Source organism: Enterobacter vonholyi (assembly GCF_040834095.1).
GTDB lineage: Bacteria > Pseudomonadota > Gammaproteobacteria > Enterobacterales > Enterobacteriaceae > Enterobacter > Enterobacter vonholyi.
Genome location: NZ_CP162152.1, coordinates 4,403,753 through 4,422,061 on the forward strand (window position 1 = coordinate 4,403,753; position 18,309 = coordinate 4,422,061).

Consider the following 18,309-nt stretch of genomic DNA (forward strand, 5'->3'; position numbering starts at 1 on the left):
AAGGCGACAGAGCAATCTGTCGCCTTTTTTCCTGACTCACAACCCTTAGCGGGTCAGACATTCCATGTTTGCCAACAACAAACCCTGTTTATCCCTTGGCTAATACCGTCCGTGATACGGTTCCATTTCCTTTTAAAACGCCTCCAGGCGCTGGTCGTCCTGACAATCCTGCGTCTTCGCCTCCTGGCGCTCCTGACCCTAATCCTTAAGTCGATTTCCTGTTGGCTTCCTCGCCCTGACGCACACTTTACCTTGTTCCGTTAAACTAACAAGCAACGAAACGGCATAAAAAGAGATTTTCAGACAATTAACCGAAAATAAGCTTATGATTTAAAACAGTTTGCATTTTTTAACGCCTGCGAATTCTCTGAAATCTCCCATAGCATCACTGGCCGATCTCTCACACCGATGGGGGCATTCGCCTACACGGCATAGTAATCAGAAAAGCCTTTTGCCTGCATTCGGGTATAATCCCCTTCAGATTACGATTTTGGAGACGACCACGTGACTACCTGGAACTACCAACAGACGCATTTTGTCACCAGTGCGCCCGATATTCGCCACCTGCCTTCTGATACCGGTATTGAAGTGGCCTTTGCTGGCCGCTCCAATGCGGGGAAATCCAGCGCCCTGAATACGCTGACCAATCAGAAGAGCCTGGCGCGTACCTCAAAAACACCTGGCCGTACCCAGCTGATCAACCTGTTTGAAGTCGCAGAGGGCAAACGCCTGGTCGACTTACCGGGCTACGGTTACGCGCAGGTACCGGAAGAGATGAAAATCAAGTGGCAGCGTGCGCTGGGTGAATACCTGGAAAAACGTCTGTGCCTGAAAGGTCTGGTGGTGCTGATGGATATTCGTCACCCGCTAAAAGATCTCGATCAGCAGATGATCGACTGGGCTGTAGCAAGCGATATCGCCGTACTGGTGCTGCTGACGAAAGCCGATAAGCTGGCGAGCGGCGCGCGTAAAGCGCAGGTGAATATGGTTCGCGAAGCGGTGCTGGCGTTCAACGGTGATGTGCAGGTTGAGCCGTTCTCCTCGCTGAAAAAGCAGGGCGTGGACAAGTTGCGTCAGAAACTCGATACCTGGTTTAGCGAGATGGAACCCGCGAAGGAAGCGGAAGAAGAGTAATACCGGGCGCGGCAATGGCCGCGCTTTTTTTGCCTGAACATTTCTTTGCCGCAATAAAAAACGCCCCAGTCATTACTGACTGGGGCGGCTAAAATATTCAGCCAAATCCGATTACGTGAAGTAAAAGGTCTGAAAGATAGAACATCTTACCTCTGTACCCTACGCCGATAACTCTACCCCTTTTTGTGCTGCAGAAAAAGCACTTTTTGTAGTTTTTTTTCATTCTTTACATAGGGAATTCTAATGATCGTCACAAAACGCGCGTTCTAATGTTGCAAACTTACATAAATAGCGCGTTATGCGAAGAATCGTTAGTGAGCCTGATCCCAGTTTTCACCACTTCCCACTTCCACCAGCAACGGCACATCAAGCGTCATGCTGCTTTCCATCAGTTCGTGGATCTTCTTCGACACGGCGTCGAGGTCGTCCTTGTGCACTTCAAATACCAGTTCATCGTGTACCTGCATGATCATTTTCACGCGAGGTTTCTCTTCTTGCAGCCAGGCATCAACAGCGATCATTGCACGCTTAATAATGTCCGCCGCGGTACCCTGCATCGGGGCGTTGATCGCCGCACGCTCTGCGCCAGCGCGGCGCGCCGCGTTGCTGGATTTGATGTCCGGTAGGTAGAGACGGCGGCCATCCAGGGTTTCGACGTACCCTTTTTCCTTCGCCTGCGCGCGTGTGCGTTCCATATATTCCAGCACGCCCGGATAACGCTCGAAGTAGAGATCCATATACTTCTGCGACTCTTTACGCGGAATGTTGAGCTGGCGTGAAAGGCCGAACGCGCTCATGCCGTAGATCAGACCGAAGTTGATCGCCTTAGCGCTGCGGCGCTGTTCGTTGGTCACGCTGTCCAGCGGCAAGCCGAAGACTTCCGCCGCGGTTGCCCGGTGGATATCCTTCCCTTCGGCAAACGCGGTAAGCAGGCCTTTGTCACGGGACAGATGCGCCATAATGCGCAGTTCGATTTGCGAGTAGTCAGCAGAGACAATCAGATAATCCTCTGGTGCGATGAAAGCCTGGCGAATACGACGGCCCTCTTCGTTACGTACCGGGATGTTCTGCAGGTTGGGATCGGTTGACGAGAGACGACCGGTCGCCGCAACAGCCTGATGATACGACGTGTGCACGCGACCCGTTTTCGGGTTGATCATAAGCGGAAGCTTGTCGGTGTAGGTCGACTTCAGCTTCGCGAGACCACGGTACTGCAGAATCACTTTTGGCAGCGGGTAATCCAGTGCCAGCTCTTCCAGCACCTCTTCAGAGGTTGACGGTGCGCCGCCAGGGGTTTTCTTCAGCGGCTTGATACCCTGCTTTTCAAACAGAATGGTTTGCAACTGCTTCGGTGAAGAGAGGTTAAACGGCTCGCCTGCAAGCTCATGCGCTTTTTGCTCAAGCTCGGTCAGGCGCTGCGCCAGCTCCCCGGAGTGGTTATGCAGCACCGTTGGGTCGATTTTCACGCCGTTGCGTTCAATGCGGGATAGCACGGGCACCAGCGGCATCTCGATATGCTGGAACACGTTCAGCGGACCTTCGTGCTTCTGCAGTTTTGGCCACATCTTCAGATGCAGCTGCAGCGTGACGTCAGCATCTTCCGCCGCGTAGCGACCCGCCTCTTCAAGAGCAATCTGGTTAAAGGTGAGCTGATTTTTCCCTTTACCGGCAATCTCTTCGAAGGTGATCGTTTTGTGCTTAAGCCAGCGGTCAGATAAGGAATCCATATCATGGCGGCCCGCGACGCTGTCCAGAATGTAGGATTCAAGCATGGTGTCGAAGGCGATCCCACGCAGTTCAATGCCGTAGTTTTGCAGAATGCCGCGGTCGTACTTGAGGTTTTGCCCAACCTTGAGCGCCTTTTCGTCTTCCAGGATCGGCTTCAGCAGCTCAAGCACGCGTTCACGGGAGAGCTGCTCCGGCGCATCCAGGTAATCGTGCGCCACAGGAACGTAGGCTGCAATACCCGGCTCTGTCGCAAATGACAGGCCAACCATATTGGCTGAGATGTTATCGAGACTGTCAGTTTCGGTATCAAAGGCAAAGACCGGCGCCTTTTTCAGCTTCTCGATCCAGGCGATCAGCTGTGACTCTTCAAGAATGGTTTCGTAGTTGTCGAATGAAAGCGCCACGGCTTCTTCTTCAGCCTGATCTTCTGCTTCAACAACAATCGTCTCCTTCGGCTTTGCAGCAGGTTTGGCCCCTTTTGCCTGTAGCCATTTACCGGCTTCCACGTCGGTGATCCAGCGCTTGAATTCGTATTTCTTAAACAGGCTCAGCAGATCGTCAGCAGAAGGCTGTTGCACCTCAAGCTGCTCACAGCCCAGCTCCAGTTCGACATCGGTTTTGATTGTAGCCAGCTTATAGGAGAGATAAGCCACCTCTTTGTTCTCTTCCAGTTTTCCGGCCATGGTTTTTGCGCCACGGAAGGAGAGCCCGGCGATTTTGTCTGATTCCGCGTAGAGCGTATCCAGCCCGCCCAGCCCCTGAAGCAGCGCCTGCGCGGTTTTCTCACCAACGCCAGGGACACCCGGGATGTTATCCGAGGAGTCGCCCATCAACGCAAGGAAGTCGATAATCAGCTCAGGCGGCACGCCATACTTAGTGACAACCTCTTCAGGCCCCAGAATGGTGTTGGTCATGGTATTAATCAGGGTGATACCTGGCGTCACCAGCTGCGCCATATCTTTATCACCGGTGCTGATCAGTACAGGACGACCCATCTTTTCTGCTTCACGCGCCAGCGTACCGATGACGTCATCGGCTTCAACGCCAGAGACGGCCAGCAGCGGCAGCCCCATCGCTCTTACCATGGTGTGCAGCGGTTCAATCTGCGCACGCAGATCGTCAGGCATTGGCGGACGGTGAGATTTGTAATGCTCAAACAGCTCATCGCGGAACGTTTTGCCTTTCGCATCAAAGACCACAGCCGCATGGGTTGGCTGGTACTGAAGGATCAGGCTGCGCAGCATGTTCAGCACGCCGTACATTGCGCCGGTGGGTTCCCCTGCGCTATTGGTCAGAGGAGGAAACGCATGGTATGCCCGATACAGGTAAGAAGAGCCATCGACGAGAATAAGAGGGTTTTCTGGGATCTGAACCATAATGTCCGTGCCTTTAATCAATTTATGGGTAAAGGATGCCACAGAAGGATGAAAACATCAGTTATTAGCGCCTGATACAGGAAAAGATTTTGCGATCGTGAGGATCGCTCGCAAAATTCAAACTGTGGATAAGTTTGTGCATATTTTCACTTCATATGAATAACAGACACAAAATACACATATGAGTTATTTTTTAGATCTTAATTATCATGCTGTTATGGCATTAGATCTTATCTATATGGCCAACTGATGGCAATTTAGTCTATGTGGATATAAGCCTTGATAAGCGCGGAATCACAGTGAAATCGTCTACGACAGGGTAAAAGCGGCCAAATCATCACATGAAAGCGCCATTAATTTGTCCGTTTTCTGGTAAAATCAGCGCCCAGCGTCGAATAGCCGGCCGCTAACTTACAGCTAACTACCTGAAAAAGCTCATCATGTCGAGATTGCTCGCTGCAATAACATTACTGTTAAGCATCATTTTAACTATTCTGGTAACTGTCGCATGTTCTGTGCCGATCATCGTAGCCGGGATCATTAAACTGCTGCTGCCTGTCCCCATGGTGTGGCGAGCCGTGTCCGCATTTTGTAATTTCATGATGTACTGCTGGTGCGAAGGGCTGGCGATCCTGCTGTGCCTGAACCCACATCTGAAGTGGGATATCAAAGGACTGGAGAGTCTTAACAAGAAGAACTGGTACCTGCTGATCTGCAATCACCACAGCTGGGCGGACATCGTGGTGTTATGCGTGCTTTTTCGCAAACACATCCCGATGAACAAATACTTTCTGAAACAGCAGCTCGCCTGGGTACCTTTTATTGGGCTGGCCTGCTGGGCGCTAGATATGCCCTTTATGAAACGCTATTCGCGCAGCTATTTGATTCGTCATCCCGAGCGTCGCGGCAAAGATGTGGAGACCACGCGCCGTTCCTGCGAAAAGTTTCGCGCGCATCCAACGACTATCGTGAACTTTGTTGAAGGTTCCCGGTTTACGGAAGAGAAGCGCCAGCAAACTCGCTCTCCTTATCAGCATCTGTTGCCGCCAAAGGCTGCGGGGATTGCGATGGCGCTTAACGTGCTGGGAGCACAGTTCGATAAACTTCTTAACGTCACGCTCTGCTATCCGGAAAACGACAGGACGCCATTCTTCGATATGCTCAGCGGCAAACTGACGCGCATTGTCGTGCATGTCGACCTGGTTCCGATTGACGCTGAACTGCACGGTGATTACGTAAACGATAAGAACTTCAAACGTCGTTTCCAACAGTGGCTTAATACGCTTTGGAAAGAGAAAGACGAACAGATAGGCAAGATTAAATCTTCATACAAAAACGCCGGTCAGTGACCGGCGTTTTTACATCAGTGAAATTACTTCTTCTCAACCAGGTATTTCACGGTATCAGCATACTGCTGTACGAAGATATCCATGCTGCTGGTGTCCATGCCCTGCATGTTCAGCTGATATTTGCCGTTAACAAACATCGCCGGAACGCCCTGAAGCTGGAGGTCAGCAGCCGCTTTTTCCTGCTGGGCAACCAGTGATTTCACCACGAAGCTGTTCCACGCGGCATCATACTCTTCACCTTTCACGCCGGCATCAACGAACACTTTACGGATATCCGCAGTGGTCTGAACGGTCTGTGTTTTCTGTACGGCTTCAAACATTGGCGAAGTGATCTTATCTTCCACGCCCAGTGCCATCGCCACCGCCCATGCCTGAGTCAGGTCTTTACCCAATGGGCCCAGGAACTCGACGTGGTACTTGGTCATTTTTGTGCCTTCCGGCAGCTTTTTCTTCACGTTGTCAGAAACATGCAGCACCTGCTCGAACTGATAGCAGTGTGGGCAATAGAACGAGAAGAACTCCAGAACCTGTGGCTCGCCAGCGACCGGCTTGTCCAGCGTGATGTACTGTTTGCCGTCGGTAAACTGCGCAGCAGAAGCGCTAAATGCCAGAATCATACCTGCCAGCGCCAGCCAAATTTTTTTCATGATTAACTCTCTCCTGGGTGTGTCCATTAATACATCGGCGTTAATTGCAGAGGGGGCTCCTGAAGAACCTTAACCTGCTCAGTAAATGTAGATATCTGGCTACGCCAGTAATCCTCTCCGGTAAGCCACGGGAAATTGCGAGGAAATGCCGGATCGTCCCAACGCCTGATTAACCATGCGAGATAATAAACAAAACGCATCGCACGTAAAGGCTCAATCAGGGCAATTTCGTCTGAATTAAACGGGCTAAATTCTTCATAAGCTTCAATAATGGTTTCAAGCTGCATGCGCTGCTCGGCTTTATCGCCATTGAGCAGCATCCACAGGTCCTGAACCGCTGCCCCCATGCGCGCATCGTCGAGATCGACAAAGAGCGGGCCGTCACGCCAGAGAATATTCCCGGCGTGACAATCGCCATGCAGGCGCAGGACGGAAATATCATCGCGCCAGCAGGTTTTCACTGCAGCAATAAGCTTATCGGTGGCGTTGAGGAAATCATCCTTTAGCGCTGCGGGGATCATTGCAGAAGTTTCGAATACTTGGCGCGGTTCAAGAAGGTATTCCTGAATCCCGATAGTCGGGCGGGCAATAAAGGCTTTTTTGCGTCCCGTCTGGTGTATACGCCCAAGATAGCGGGCAACCCACTCCATCTGATCGATATTATCCGCTTCAAACTGGCGCCCCCCCAGGCTCGGGAATACAGCGTAGTAAAACCCTTCGTGCGTGAGGAGCGTTTGGTTATTGAATTTCAGCGGTGCGGCAACGGGAACATCGTCATCCAGCAGATCGTGAGCAAACTGATGCTCTTCCTGAATTTGTTCTGCGGACCAGCGTTCAGGACGATAGAATTTTACGACGTAGCGCTGACGATCCTCGTCCTGAAATTGATAGACGCGGTTTTCGTAGCTGTTTAAAGGTGTTAGCCCGGAATCCACCCGAATACCCTGTTCAAACAGGGCATCCATAATGGTGTCCGGGTGTAATGTCTGGAAAGTAAAAGCCTGGTCGTTCATCCGATCATCCGGAAATTATACGAATGATTCAGGATATCATCTTGTGGCGATTTCGGTGCCGCCGCTTACAAGCTTTTACTCTTTAATTACGCCTCGTGCGCGCAATAATGCGGTCTTAAAATCTTCCTCATAATCTTTCTGAATACCAGGAATAACAGCATCTTTGGCAGAGTCGCGCATTTTAAGGTGGTAGATCAGGATGTCGTCAGAAAGGTCAGCCAGATCGCCGTCAAAACCTGACTCTTTCGCCAGTTTCTGTAAAAATTGCATCAGATTTAGCTCTGGCTCTTTTTGCCAGGCGGGCTGTAGGAGTTCAATAACTTCATTCAGACGTTTACATTTCATGGTGGTGCTCCTTTCATTTAGAGTGACACGTTAGCAGGGTCAATCCCACAATAAAAGAGGCGATATTCGTGAATCTTAGCCAGGAAATCATCGGGGTCGTTCTGGCAGGCGGCAGAGCAACGCGAATGGGCGGAAAAGATAAGGGGCTTCAGCTTCTTAATGGAAAACCCTTATGGCAGCATGTCGCCGATACGCTCTCAGGCCAGGTGTCGACAATGGCCATCAGCGCTAACCGGCATATCGACACTTACCGAAGCAGCGGGTACGCCGTCTACCAGGATATCGTTGAGGATTACCCAGGACCGCTGGCCGGTATGCTTTCGGTTATACAACAGTCTCAAGGAGAGTGGTTTATCTTCTGCCCCTGCGATACCCCGTTTATTCCGTCCTGTCTTGCCGAGCGTTTATTACAGCTTCGCGGTACAGCTCCTGTGGTTTGGGTACATGACGGCGAGCGTGACCATCCTGCTATCGCATTAATGCACCGATCGCTAGCGCCTGCTCTGCAGAGCTATCTGGCTGGGGGAGAGCGCAGGGTAATGGTCTTCATGCGTGAGTCTGGCGGCCATTCCGTTGATTTTAGCGATGTGAAATCAGCGTTTGTGAATGTGAATACGCATGAAGATTTGCAGATGATGCAGGAGAAAAAATGATACCGGTTGTAGCCATATCCGCCTGGAGTGGAACCGGGAAAACCACGCTGCTGAAAAAGCTCATTCCTGCGCTGTGTACCAGAGGTATCCGTCCAGGATTGATTAAGCATACCCACCATAATATGGATGTCGATAAACCGGGAAAAGACAGCTTTGAGCTGCGTAAAGCGGGTGCAGCGCAAACGATGGTGGCAAGTTCTCAACGCTGGGCGTTAATGACAGAAACGCCGGACGAGGCGCCGCTGGATCTCGCTTATCTTGTCAGTCGGATGGATCGCTCCACCCTGGATCTGGTGCTGATTGAGGGATTTAAGCATGAGGCCGTGCCTAAGATCCTGCTATTCAGAAGCGATGCCGGGCATGATTTTAGTGAGTTAACGCTGGATGAGCATGTGATTGCGGTGGCAAGTGATGTTGTATTGCCACTTGAAGTTCCGGTACTGGATTTAAATGATGTGGATGGGATTGCGGAGTTTATTATGGAGTGGAGTGCGATCTGACGACTTGCCGGATAGCGGCTTCGCCTTATCCGGCCTACCGTTTTTGGACCCATAAACGCAAAAAGGCCATCCTTCCGGATGGCCTCTTCACTTGTTTGATGCCTGGCAGTTCCCTACTCTCACATGGGGAGACCCCACACTACCATCGGCGCTACGGCGTTTCACTTCTGAGTTCGGCATGGGGTCAGGTGGGACCACCGCGCTAAAGCCGCCAGGCAAATTCTGTTAAATCTGTATCAGGCTGAAATTGATTGTTCTGTCTCTTCGCCAAAACACCTTCGGCGTTGTAAGGTTAAGCCTCACGGTTCATTAGTATCGGTTAGCTCAACGCATCGCTGCGCTTACACACCCGACCTATCAACGTCGTCGTCTTCAACGTTCCTTCAGGAGACTTAAAGTCTCAGGGAGAACTCATCTCGGGGCAAGTTTCGTGCTTAGATGCTTTCAGCACTTATCTTTTCCGCATTTAGCTACCGGGCAGTGCCATTGGCATGACAACCCGAACACCAGTGATGCGTCCACTCCGGTCCTCTCGTACTAGGAGCAGCCCCCCTCAATTCTCCAGCGCCCACGGCAGATAGGGACCGAACTGTCTCACGACGTTCTAAACCCAGCTCGCGTACCACTTTAAATGGCGAACAGCCATACCCTTGGGACCTACTTCAGCCCCAGGATGTGATGAGCCGACATCGAGGTGCCAAACACCGCCGTCGATATGAACTCTTGGGCGGTATCAGCCTGTTATCCCCGGAGTACCTTTTATCCGTTGAGCGATGGCCCTTCCATTCAGAACCACCGGATCACTATGACCTGCTTTCGCACCTGCTCGAGCCGTCACTCTCGCAGTCAAGCTAGCTTATGCCATTGCACTAACCTCCTGATGTCCGACCAGGATTAGCTAACCTTCGTGCTCCTCCGTTACTCTTTGGGAGGAGACCGCCCCAGTCAAACTACCCACCAGACACTGTCCGCAACCCGGATCACGGGTCTACGTTAGAACACCAGCCATTAAAGGGTGGTATTTCAAGGACGGCTCCACGCAGACTGGCGTCCACGCTTCAAAGCCTCCCACCTATCCTACACATCAAGGACCAGTGTTCAGTGTCAAGCTATAGTAAAGGTTCACGGGGTCTTTCCGTCTTGCCGCGGGTACACTGCATCTTCACAGCGAGTTCAATTTCACTGAGTCTCGGGTGGAGACAGCCTGGCCATCATTACGCCATTCGTGCAGGTCGGAACTTACCCGACAAGGAATTTCGCTACCTTAGGACCGTTATAGTTACGGCCGCCGTTTACCGGGGCTTCGATCAAGAGCTTCGCGTTGCCGCTAACCCCATCAATTAACCTTCCGGCACCGGGCAGGCGTCACACCGTATACGTCCACTTTCGTGTTTGCACAGTGCTGTGTTTTTAATAAACAGTTGCAGCCAGCTGGTATCTTCGACTGATTTCAGCTCCACCCGCAGGGGCTTCACCTACATATCAGCGTGCCTTCTCCCGAAGTTACGGCACCATTTTGCCTAGTTCCTTCACCCGAGTTCTCTCAAGCGCCTTGGTATTCTCTACCTGACCACCTGTGTCGGTTTGGGGTACGATTTCGTGTTACCTGATGCTTAGAGGCTTTTCCTGGAAGCAGGGCATTTGTTACTTCAGCACCGTAGTGCCTCGTCATCACACCTCAGCGTTAATAAGGTACCGGATTTACCTGGAACCTCCGCCTACATGCTTAAACCGGGACAACCGTCGCCCGGCTAACATAGCCTTCTCCGTCCCCCCTTCGCAGTAACACCAAGTACAGGAATATTAACCTGTTTCCCATCGACTACGCCTTTCGGCCTCGCCTTAGGGGTCGACTCACCCTGCCCCGATTAACGTTGGACAGGAACCCTTGGTCTTCCGGCGAGCGGGCTTTTCACCCGCTTTATCGTTACTTATGTCAGCATTCGCACTTCTGATACCTCCAGCATGCCTCACAGCACACCTTCAACGGCTTACAGAACGCTCCCCTACCCAACAACACATAGTGTCGCTGCCGCAGCTTCGGTGCATGGTTTAGCCCCGTTACATCTTCCGCGCAGGCCGACTCGACCAGTGAGCTATTACGCTTTCTTTAAATGATGGCTGCTTCTAAGCCAACATCCTGGCTGTCTGTGCCTTCCCACATCGTTTCCCACTTAACCATGACTTTGGGACCTTAGCTGGCGGTCTGGGTTGTTTCCCTCTTCACGACGGACGTTAGCACCCGCCGTGTGTCTCCCGTGATAACATTCTTCGGTATTCGTAGTTTGCATCGGGTTGGTAAGCCGGGATGGCCCCCTAGCCGAAACAGTGCTCTACCCCCGAAGATGAGTTCACGAGGCGCTACCTAAATAGCTTTCGGGGAGAACCAGCTATCTCCCGGTTTGATTGGCCTTTCACCCCCAGCCACAAGTCATCCGCTAATTTTTCAACATTAGTCGGTTCGGTCCTCCAGTTAGTGTTACCCAACCTTCAACCTGCCCATGGCTAGATCACCGGGTTTCGGGTCTATACCCTGCAACTTAACGCCCAGTTAAGACTCGGTTTCCCTTCGGCTCCCCTATACGGTTAACCTTGCTACAGAATATAAGTCGCTGACCCATTATACAAAAGGTACGCAGTCACACCACGAAGGTGCTCCCACTGCTTGTACGTACACGGTTTCAGGTTCTTTTTCACTCCCCTCGCCGGGGTTCTTTTCGCCTTTCCCTCACGGTACTGGTTCACTATCGGTCAGTCAGGAGTATTTAGCCTTGGAGGATGGTCCCCCCATATTCAGACAGGATACCACGTGTCCCGCCCTACTCTTCGAGTTCACAGCCTGTGTGCTTTCGTGTACGGGACTGTCACCCTGTACCGTGCGACTTTCCAGACGCTTCCACTAACACACAAGCTGATTCAGACTCTGGGCTGCTCCCCGTTCGCTCGCCGCTACTGGGGGAATCTCGGTTGATTTCTTTTCCTCGGGGTACTTAGATGTTTCAGTTCCCCCGGTTCGCCTCGTTAACCTATGTATTCAGTTAACGATAGTGCAACGAATTGCACTGGGTTTCCCCATTCGGACATCGCCGGGTCAAAGGTTCATATCACCTCGCCGGCGCTTTTCGCAGATTAGCACGTCCTTCATCGCCTCTGACTGCCAGGGCATCCACCGTGTACGCTTAGTCGCTTAACCTCACAACCCGAAGATGTTTCACTTCTGATTGCGAAAATTTGAGAGACTCAAACACACCATTAAAGATGTGTCGTTTCAATTTTCAGCTTGATCCAGATTTTTAAAGAGCAAATATCTCAAACGTGACTCGTAAGTCAGTTTTGAGATATGACGGCAGGTGACTTTCACTCACGAACCAGCAAGTGGCGTCCCCTAGGGGATTCGAACCCCTGTTACCGCCGTGAAAGGGCGGTGTCCTGGGCCTCTAGACGAAGGGGACACTGAAGTCTCAATCGCAAGACGCCTTGCTATTTACTTTTCATCAGACAATCTGTGTGAGCACTACAAAGGCAGGTTCTTTAAGGTAAGGAGGTGATCCAACCGCAGGTTCCCCTACGGTTACCTTGTTACGACTTCACCCCAGTCATGAATCACAAAGTGGTAAGCGCCCTCCCGAAGGTTAAGCTACCTACTTCTTTTGCAACCCACTCCCATGGTGTGACGGGCGGTGTGTACAAGGCCCGGGAACGTATTCACCGTAGCATTCTGATCTACGATTACTAGCGATTCCGACTTCATGGAGTCGAGTTGCAGACTCCAATCCGGACTACGACGCACTTTATGAGGTCCGCTTGCTCTCGCGAGGTCGCTTCTCTTTGTATGCGCCATTGTAGCACGTGTGTAGCCCTACTCGTAAGGGCCATGATGACTTGACGTCATCCCCACCTTCCTCCAGTTTATCACTGGCAGTCTCCTTTGAGTTCCCGGCCGGACCGCTGGCAACAAAGGATAAGGGTTGCGCTCGTTGCGGGACTTAACCCAACATTTCACAACACGAGCTGACGACAGCCATGCAGCACCTGTCTCAGAGTTCCCGAAGGCACCAATCCATCTCTGGAAAGTTCTCTGGATGTCAAGAGTAGGTAAGGTTCTTCGCGTTGCATCGAATTAAACCACATGCTCCACCGCTTGTGCGGGCCCCCGTCAATTCATTTGAGTTTTAACCTTGCGGCCGTACTCCCCAGGCGGTCGACTTAACGCGTTAGCTCCGGAAGCCACGCCTCAAGGGCACAACCTCCAAGTCGACATCGTTTACGGCGTGGACTACCAGGGTATCTAATCCTGTTTGCTCCCCACGCTTTCGCACCTGAGCGTCAGTCTTTGTCCAGGGGGCCGCCTTCGCCACCGGTATTCCTCCAGATCTCTACGCATTTCACCGCTACACCTGGAATTCTACCCCCCTCTACAAGACTCTAGCCTGCCAGTTTCGAATGCAGTTCCCAGGTTGAGCCCGGGGATTTCACATCCGACTTGACAGACCGCCTGCGTGCGCTTTACGCCCAGTAATTCCGATTAACGCTTGCACCCTCCGTATTACCGCGGCTGCTGGCACGGAGTTAGCCGGTGCTTCTTCTGCGGGTAACGTCAATCGCTGAGGTTATTAACCTCAACGCCTTCCTCCCCGCTGAAAGTACTTTACAACCCGAAGGCCTTCTTCATACACGCGGCATGGCTGCATCAGGCTTGCGCCCATTGTGCAATATTCCCCACTGCTGCCTCCCGTAGGAGTCTGGACCGTGTCTCAGTTCCAGTGTGGCTGGTCATCCTCTCAGACCAGCTAGGGATCGTCGCCTAGGTGAGCCGTTACCCCACCTACTAGCTAATCCCATCTGGGCACATCTGATGGCAAGAGGCCCGAAGGTCCCCCTCTTTGGTCTTGCGACGTTATGCGGTATTAGCTACCGTTTCCAGTAGTTATCCCCCTCCATCAGGCAGTTTCCCAGACATTACTCACCCGTCCGCCGCTCGCCGGCAAAGTAGCAAGCTACTTTCCGCTGCCGCTCGACTTGCATGTGTTAGGCCTGCCGCCAGCGTTCAATCTGAGCCATGATCAAACTCTTCAATTTAAGTTTGATGCTCGTGAATTAAACTTCGTAATGAATTACGCATGTTCACTCAGAGACTTGGTATTCATTTTTCGTCCGAGGACGTTAAGAATCCATGTCACTTTGAGTGCCCACACAGATTGTCTGATAAATTGTTAAAGAGCAGTGCCGCTTCGCTTTTCGCAGCGGCGCGGGGTGTGCATATTACGCTTTCCCGCTTCAGAGTCAAGCGTTTATTTACGCTATTCTCTGCTGACCCGGCGGCGTGTGTGCCGTTGTTCCGTGTCAGTGGAGGCGCATTATAGGGAGTTATTCCGACGTGACAAGAGGAAATTTAAAAAAAGTTTTCATCCGCGTTTTTTTTCACCACCCGAGGTGAAATCAAGCTACAAATTGTTCTATTTGATGTATCTGCAACCACAATCACATTCGAGGTGGCATAATTATCAGCATGTATCTTTAAGGAATAAAAGCGATGCCATTAAGCGCACAACAGCTGGCCGCCCAAAAAAACCTGTCGTACGTGCTGGCAGAAAAGCTGGCGCAGCGGATTTTAGCGGGTAAATATGCCCCCGGTAGCATCCTGCCGGGTGAAATGGAGCTGGGTGAGCAGTTTGGGGTGAGTCGTACCGCGGTTCGCGAGGCGGTAAAAACCCTGACGGCAAAAGGTATGGTGCTTCCACGTCCTCGCATTGGCACACGCGTAATGCCACAGAGTAACTGGAATTTTCTCGATCAGGAGCTGCTCTCCTGGTGGATGACGGAAGATAACTTTCATCAGGTCGTCGATCACTTTCTGGTGATGCGCAGCAGCCTTGAACCTCAGGCATGTCTGCTTGCCGCTACGCTGGGAACAGCAGAGCAGAAAGCGCAGCTTAACGCGTTGATGGAAGAGATGGTGTTCCTGAAAAAACACTTCAACCGCGAACGCTGGGTTGAGGTCGATATGGCCTGGCATGAACACATCTATATGATGAGCGCCAATCCGTTCCTTACCTCTTTTGCCTCTTTATTTCATTCGGTGTATCACACCTACTTTACCTCTATTACACAAAACGAAGTGGTAAAACTGGATTTGCATCAGGCGATAGTGGATGCCATCCAGGAAAGCGACGGGCAACGAGCCCTGAGTGCGTGCCAGGCATTGCTGGCCGCGCCAACCCACCAGCAGGTAAATAAATGACAAAGAAAAAAGCGCGCAGCATGGCCGGATTGCCGTGGATTGCAGCCATGGCGTTTTTTATGCAGGCACTGGATGCCACCATCCTCAACACCGCGCTTCCCGCTATTGCGCAAAGCCTCAACCGTTCCCCACTGGCGATGCAGTCAGCCATCATCAGCTACACCCTGACGGTGGCAATGTTAATACCGGTCAGCGGCTGGCTGGCCGACCGCTTTGGCACCCGCAGAGTTTTCATGCTGGCCGTAACGCTCTTTACGCTCGGTTCGCTGGCCTGTGCGCTCTCCTCATCATTAACAGAGCTGGTTATCTTCCGCGTATTGCAGGGCATCGGCGGCGCGATGATGATGCCCGTGGCGCGCCTTGCCCTACTGCGAGCCTACCCGCGCAGCGAATTACTTCCCGTGCTCAACTTCGTTACCATGCCAGGCCTTGTTGGCCCGATACTTGGACCGGTACTCGGTGGCGTGTTTGTCACCTGGGCAAGCTGGCACTGGATCTTCCTGATTAATATCCCAATTGGCGTTGCGGGGCTGCTGTATGCCCGCAAATATATGCCGAACTTCACCACGCCAAGGCGCAGCTTCGACATGGGCGGCTTTTTCCTGTTCGGCCTGAGCCTGGTATTATTCTCCAGCGGGATGGAGCTGTTTGGCGAGAAGATCGTCGCAACGTGGATAGCGCTCTCCGTTATCCTGGGCGGTATTCTGTTATTTCTTGTTTATATACGTCACGCGCGCCGCCACCCGACACCGTTAATCTCCCTGGGGCTCTTTAATACCCGAACCTTTTCCGTAGGGATTGCAGGCAACATTGCGTCTCGTCTGGGGACGGGTTGTGTGCCGTTCCTGATGCCATTGATGCTGCAGGTGGGTTTCGGCTACCCGGCCCTGATTGCTGGCTGTATGATGGCGCCCACGGCAATGGGCTCGATTCTGGCAAAATCAACCGTTACGCAGGTGCTGCGCTGGTTTGGCTATCGTAAGACGCTGGTTGGCGTGACGGTCTTTATCGGTTTGATGATTGCGCAGTTTTCGCTGCAGTCCGCCGCGTTACCCGTCTGGATGCTGATCCTGCCGCTGTTTGTGTTGGGCATGGCGATGTCGACGCAGTTCACATCGATGAACACCATCACCCTCGCCGACCTGACTGACGAGAACGCCAGTAGCGGCAACAGCGTGCTGGCGGTAACGCAACAGCTGTCGATCAGTTTAGGGGTTGCCGTGAGTGCAGCGGTGCTGAGGTTTTATGAGGGTTTTGACAACGCAAATACCGTTGAGCAGTTCCACTATACCTTTATTACCATGGGCGCACTTACCGTGGTATCGGCGCTGGTCTTTATGCTGTTAAAACCGAAAGACGGCAGAAACCTGATTAAAGAGCGTCATAAAGAGAAAGCTAAACCGAACCGCGTTCCATCAGAACAGGAGTAAGCTGCAGGCGTTGTTGCTGCAGCGTGGGCTGCGCCATACGGTGGATCAACACATCTATGGCCAGCTCGCCCAGTTCATCCTTCGGCTGATGAATAGTAGTCAGCGGCGGCGTCATGTAGCGGGCAAGTTCAATATCATCGTAGCCAATCACCGCCATATCGTCCGGCACGCTTAGCCCCGCCTGATACAACGCCTGATAGGCACCAAACGCCATCGCATCATTACCAATAAAGACCGCCTGCGGGCGCTGCGCTTGCGTCAGCAGTTTCTGCATTGCCTCGAAGCCACCGTTAAATTCGAAATCACCAGTGATCCGGTAGCCATCAGGAATGGCGAGCCCTGCTCGATCCATGGCGGAGAGATACCCTTCCAGACGCAAACGCGCCGGGGTTTTATCCAGCGGACCGGTAATACAGGCGATGCGGGTATAGCCTTTATCAATCAGATACTGAGTCGCCATATCACCACCCAGCAGGGAGTTATCCTGAATGAGATCGCTGGTTCCGTCGAATGGGGCCCAGTCCATCATCACGGTGGGAATAGAAGGATAGCGCTGGATGATCTCTTTCGAGGGCTGGTGCGTTTCGGTGCAGAGCAACAGTAGCCCGTCGACGCGTTTTTGCATCAGCGTCTCCAGGTTACGATTCATGCGCTGCTCGTCACCTTCGGTGTTACACAGCACCAGGCTGTAGCCGCGCTCGAAGCAGCTGCGCTCCACGCCGCGAACCAGTTCTGAATAAAAGGGGTTGGTACTGGCAGTGATCAGCATACCGATAGTACGCGTCTGATTGAGCTTAAGGCTGCGCGCCAGCGCAGACGGCGCATAGTTGAGTTCTTTTACCGCAGCTTCGACTTTTTCCCGAATCGCCTCGCTGACGAAGCGATCTTTATTAATGACGTGGGAGACCGTCGAGGTAGAAACGCCCGCCATACGGGCGACATCTTTCATTGTAGCCAAGCGTTACCCCTGCTGACTTAAGAATTCATCGATCTCTTTACGCCACGGAACGGAAGGCTGGGCGCCCTTGCGCGTCACCGCAATCGCGGCAGCGGCGTGAGCGAAGCGAATAGCATCATCCATTATCTTGCCTTCCAGCAGCGCGGTCACCAGTGCACCATTGAAGGTGTCTCCCGCTGCAATGGTATCAATCGCCTTCACCTTAAAGCCCGGCACACGACGACCTTCGCCATTGACGCTTGCCCACACCCCACGGCTGCCAAGGGTGATAATCACGGTGCCTATGCCCTTATCATGCAGTGCACGCGCGGCTCGTGCGGCATCGTCATCATTTTCTACGCGGATGCCCGTCAGCTTTTCGGCTTCGGTTTCGTTCGGCGTAATGATGTCCACCAGCGCCAGCAGCTCGTCTGATAATACACGTGCTGGGGCCGGGTTCAGTACAACAGTGGTATGATTTTCATGTGCAATTTTTGCGGCGGCCAGCACGCTTTCAACCGGTGATTCCAGCTGCATGAGCAGGGCTTCCGCTCCGGCGATGCTTGCATGTTGCGCTTCTACGCGCTCCGTCGTCAGCGCAGCGTTAGCCCCAGCATGAATACCGATGACATTCTCACCTTCAGCATTGACGAAAATCAGCGCCACGCCGGTAGATTCCCCTGCAACAACGCTGACCGGTGCGATATCAATGTTGTCGCTCGCGAGCTGCTTGCGTACACGCTCCCCGGTATCGTCATCACCCGTGCAGGCGATAAACGCAATATTCGCCCCACTGCGACCCGCGGCCACGGCCTGGTTGGCACCTTTACCGCCAAATGCCACCTGATAATGATTACCCGTGACGGTTTCGCCCGGTGCAGGGAACGATTCAAGGTTAAGAATGTGATCGGCATTGATACTGCCAAGGACGACGAGGTTGCCTGCGGTTTTCATGG

General features: G+C 52.5%; 12 protein-coding genes, 1 tRNA gene and 3 rRNA genes. 6 read left to right on the forward strand and 10 right to left on the reverse strand.

Going from position 1 to position 18,309, the window contains the following annotated elements; genetic code table 11:
* Positions 1-504 precede the first annotated feature (504 nt).
* The gene (yihA, locus tag AB3N39_RS20700; protein ID WP_136196050.1) at positions 505-1,134 is read left to right on the forward strand and encodes a ribosome biogenesis GTP-binding protein YihA/YsxC; all 630 of its coding nucleotides are present in this window, start codon (positions 505-507) and stop codon (positions 1,132-1,134) included.
* Positions 1,135-1,445: 311 nt separating this feature from the next.
* On the opposite strand, the gene polA is transcribed toward yihA, so the two are convergent.
* Positions 1,446-4,238 carry a DNA polymerase I gene (gene polA, locus AB3N39_RS20705; protein ID WP_136196051.1) on the reverse strand — a complete coding sequence of 931 codons (2,793 nt, stop codon included), beginning with the start codon at positions 4,236-4,238 and terminating at the stop codon, positions 1,446-1,448.
* Between the two features lie 440 nt (positions 4,239-4,678).
* Here polA and AB3N39_RS20710 point away from each other — a divergent pair, with 440 nt between their 5' ends.
* Entirely contained in the window at positions 4,679-5,587 is a 909-nt protein-coding gene (locus AB3N39_RS20710; RefSeq protein WP_133295371.1) for an acyltransferase, read from the forward strand.
* A gap of 23 nt (positions 5,588-5,610) precedes the next feature.
* Here AB3N39_RS20710 and dsbA read toward each other — a convergent pair whose 3' ends face one another.
* The 3 genes from dsbA to AB3N39_RS20725 all read right to left on the reverse strand — a co-directional run bounded on the left by dsbA (position 5,611) and on the right by AB3N39_RS20725 (position 7,592).
* Positions 5,611-6,234, reverse strand: coding sequence for a thiol:disulfide interchange protein DsbA (dsbA, locus tag AB3N39_RS20715; RefSeq protein ID WP_045285687.1), 624 nt, complete (start codon positions 6,232-6,234; stop codon positions 5,611-5,613).
* A gap of 26 nt (positions 6,235-6,260) precedes the next feature.
* A complete protein-coding gene (locus AB3N39_RS20720) occupies positions 6,261-7,247 on the reverse strand; it encodes a serine/threonine protein kinase (protein WP_115876964.1) in 987 nt (328 codons plus the stop codon).
* Between the two features lie 75 nt (positions 7,248-7,322).
* Positions 7,323-7,592: a YihD family protein gene (locus AB3N39_RS20725; protein ID WP_008501866.1), complete on the reverse strand. Its 270-nt coding sequence runs from the start codon at positions 7,590-7,592 to the stop codon at positions 7,323-7,325.
* Between the two features lie 68 nt (positions 7,593-7,660).
* Here AB3N39_RS20725 and mobA point away from each other — a divergent pair, with 68 nt between their 5' ends.
* Together mobA and mobB are read left to right on the forward strand one after the other, a co-directional pair.
* Positions 7,661-8,245, forward strand: coding sequence for a molybdenum cofactor guanylyltransferase MobA (mobA, locus tag AB3N39_RS20730; protein ID WP_248175560.1), 585 nt, complete (start codon positions 7,661-7,663; stop codon positions 8,243-8,245).
* Positions 8,242-8,745, forward strand: coding sequence for a molybdopterin-guanine dinucleotide biosynthesis protein MobB (mobB, locus tag AB3N39_RS20735; protein WP_248175559.1), 504 nt, complete (start codon positions 8,242-8,244; stop codon positions 8,743-8,745). The genes mobA and mobB overlap by 4 nt, the downstream gene beginning before the upstream one ends.
* A gap of 100 nt (positions 8,746-8,845) precedes the next feature.
* Here the strand turns inward: mobB and rrf are convergent.
* The 4 genes from rrf to AB3N39_RS20755 form a co-directional block, all read right to left on the reverse strand.
* Positions 8,846-8,961 (reverse strand): 5S ribosomal RNA (gene rrf / locus AB3N39_RS20740).
* Positions 8,962-9,033: 72 nt separating this feature from the next.
* A 23S ribosomal RNA gene (locus AB3N39_RS20745) occupies positions 9,034-11,938 on the reverse strand.
* A gap of 183 nt (positions 11,939-12,121) precedes the next feature.
* Positions 12,122-12,197, reverse strand: a tRNA-Glu gene (locus tag AB3N39_RS20750).
* A gap of 85 nt (positions 12,198-12,282) precedes the next feature.
* Positions 12,283-13,824: ribosomal RNA gene (locus AB3N39_RS20755) — 16S ribosomal RNA — on the reverse strand.
* Together the 16S, 23S and 5S rRNA genes with 1 tRNA gene alongside form the textbook arrangement of a ribosomal RNA operon.
* 454 nt (positions 13,825-14,278) lie before the next feature.
* Between AB3N39_RS20755 and AB3N39_RS20760 the strand changes: the two genes are divergently transcribed.
* Positions 14,279-14,986, forward strand: coding sequence for a FadR/GntR family transcriptional regulator (locus tag AB3N39_RS20760; RefSeq protein WP_023309775.1), 708 nt, complete (start codon positions 14,279-14,281; stop codon positions 14,984-14,986).
* Positions 14,983-16,416 carry a multidrug transporter subunit MdtD gene (mdtD, locus tag AB3N39_RS20765; protein WP_367896982.1) on the forward strand — a complete coding sequence of 478 codons (1,434 nt, stop codon included), beginning with the start codon at positions 14,983-14,985 and terminating at the stop codon, positions 16,414-16,416. The genes AB3N39_RS20760 and mdtD overlap by 4 nt, the downstream gene beginning before the upstream one ends.
* Here the strand turns inward: mdtD and rbsR are convergent.
* Both rbsR and rbsK read right to left on the reverse strand, forming a co-directional pair.
* On the reverse strand, positions 16,382-17,374 hold the full coding sequence (gene rbsR, locus AB3N39_RS20770) for a ribose operon transcriptional repressor RbsR (RefSeq protein ID WP_367896983.1): 993 nt from the start codon (positions 17,372-17,374) through the stop codon (positions 16,382-16,384). The two genes, mdtD and rbsR, sit on opposite strands and share 35 nt — an antisense overlap.
* Before the next feature lie 3 nt (positions 17,375-17,377).
* Positions 17,378-18,307, reverse strand: coding sequence for a ribokinase (rbsK, locus tag AB3N39_RS20775; RefSeq protein ID WP_136195920.1), 930 nt, complete (start codon positions 18,305-18,307; stop codon positions 17,378-17,380).
* Positions 18,308-18,309 lie beyond the last annotated feature (2 nt).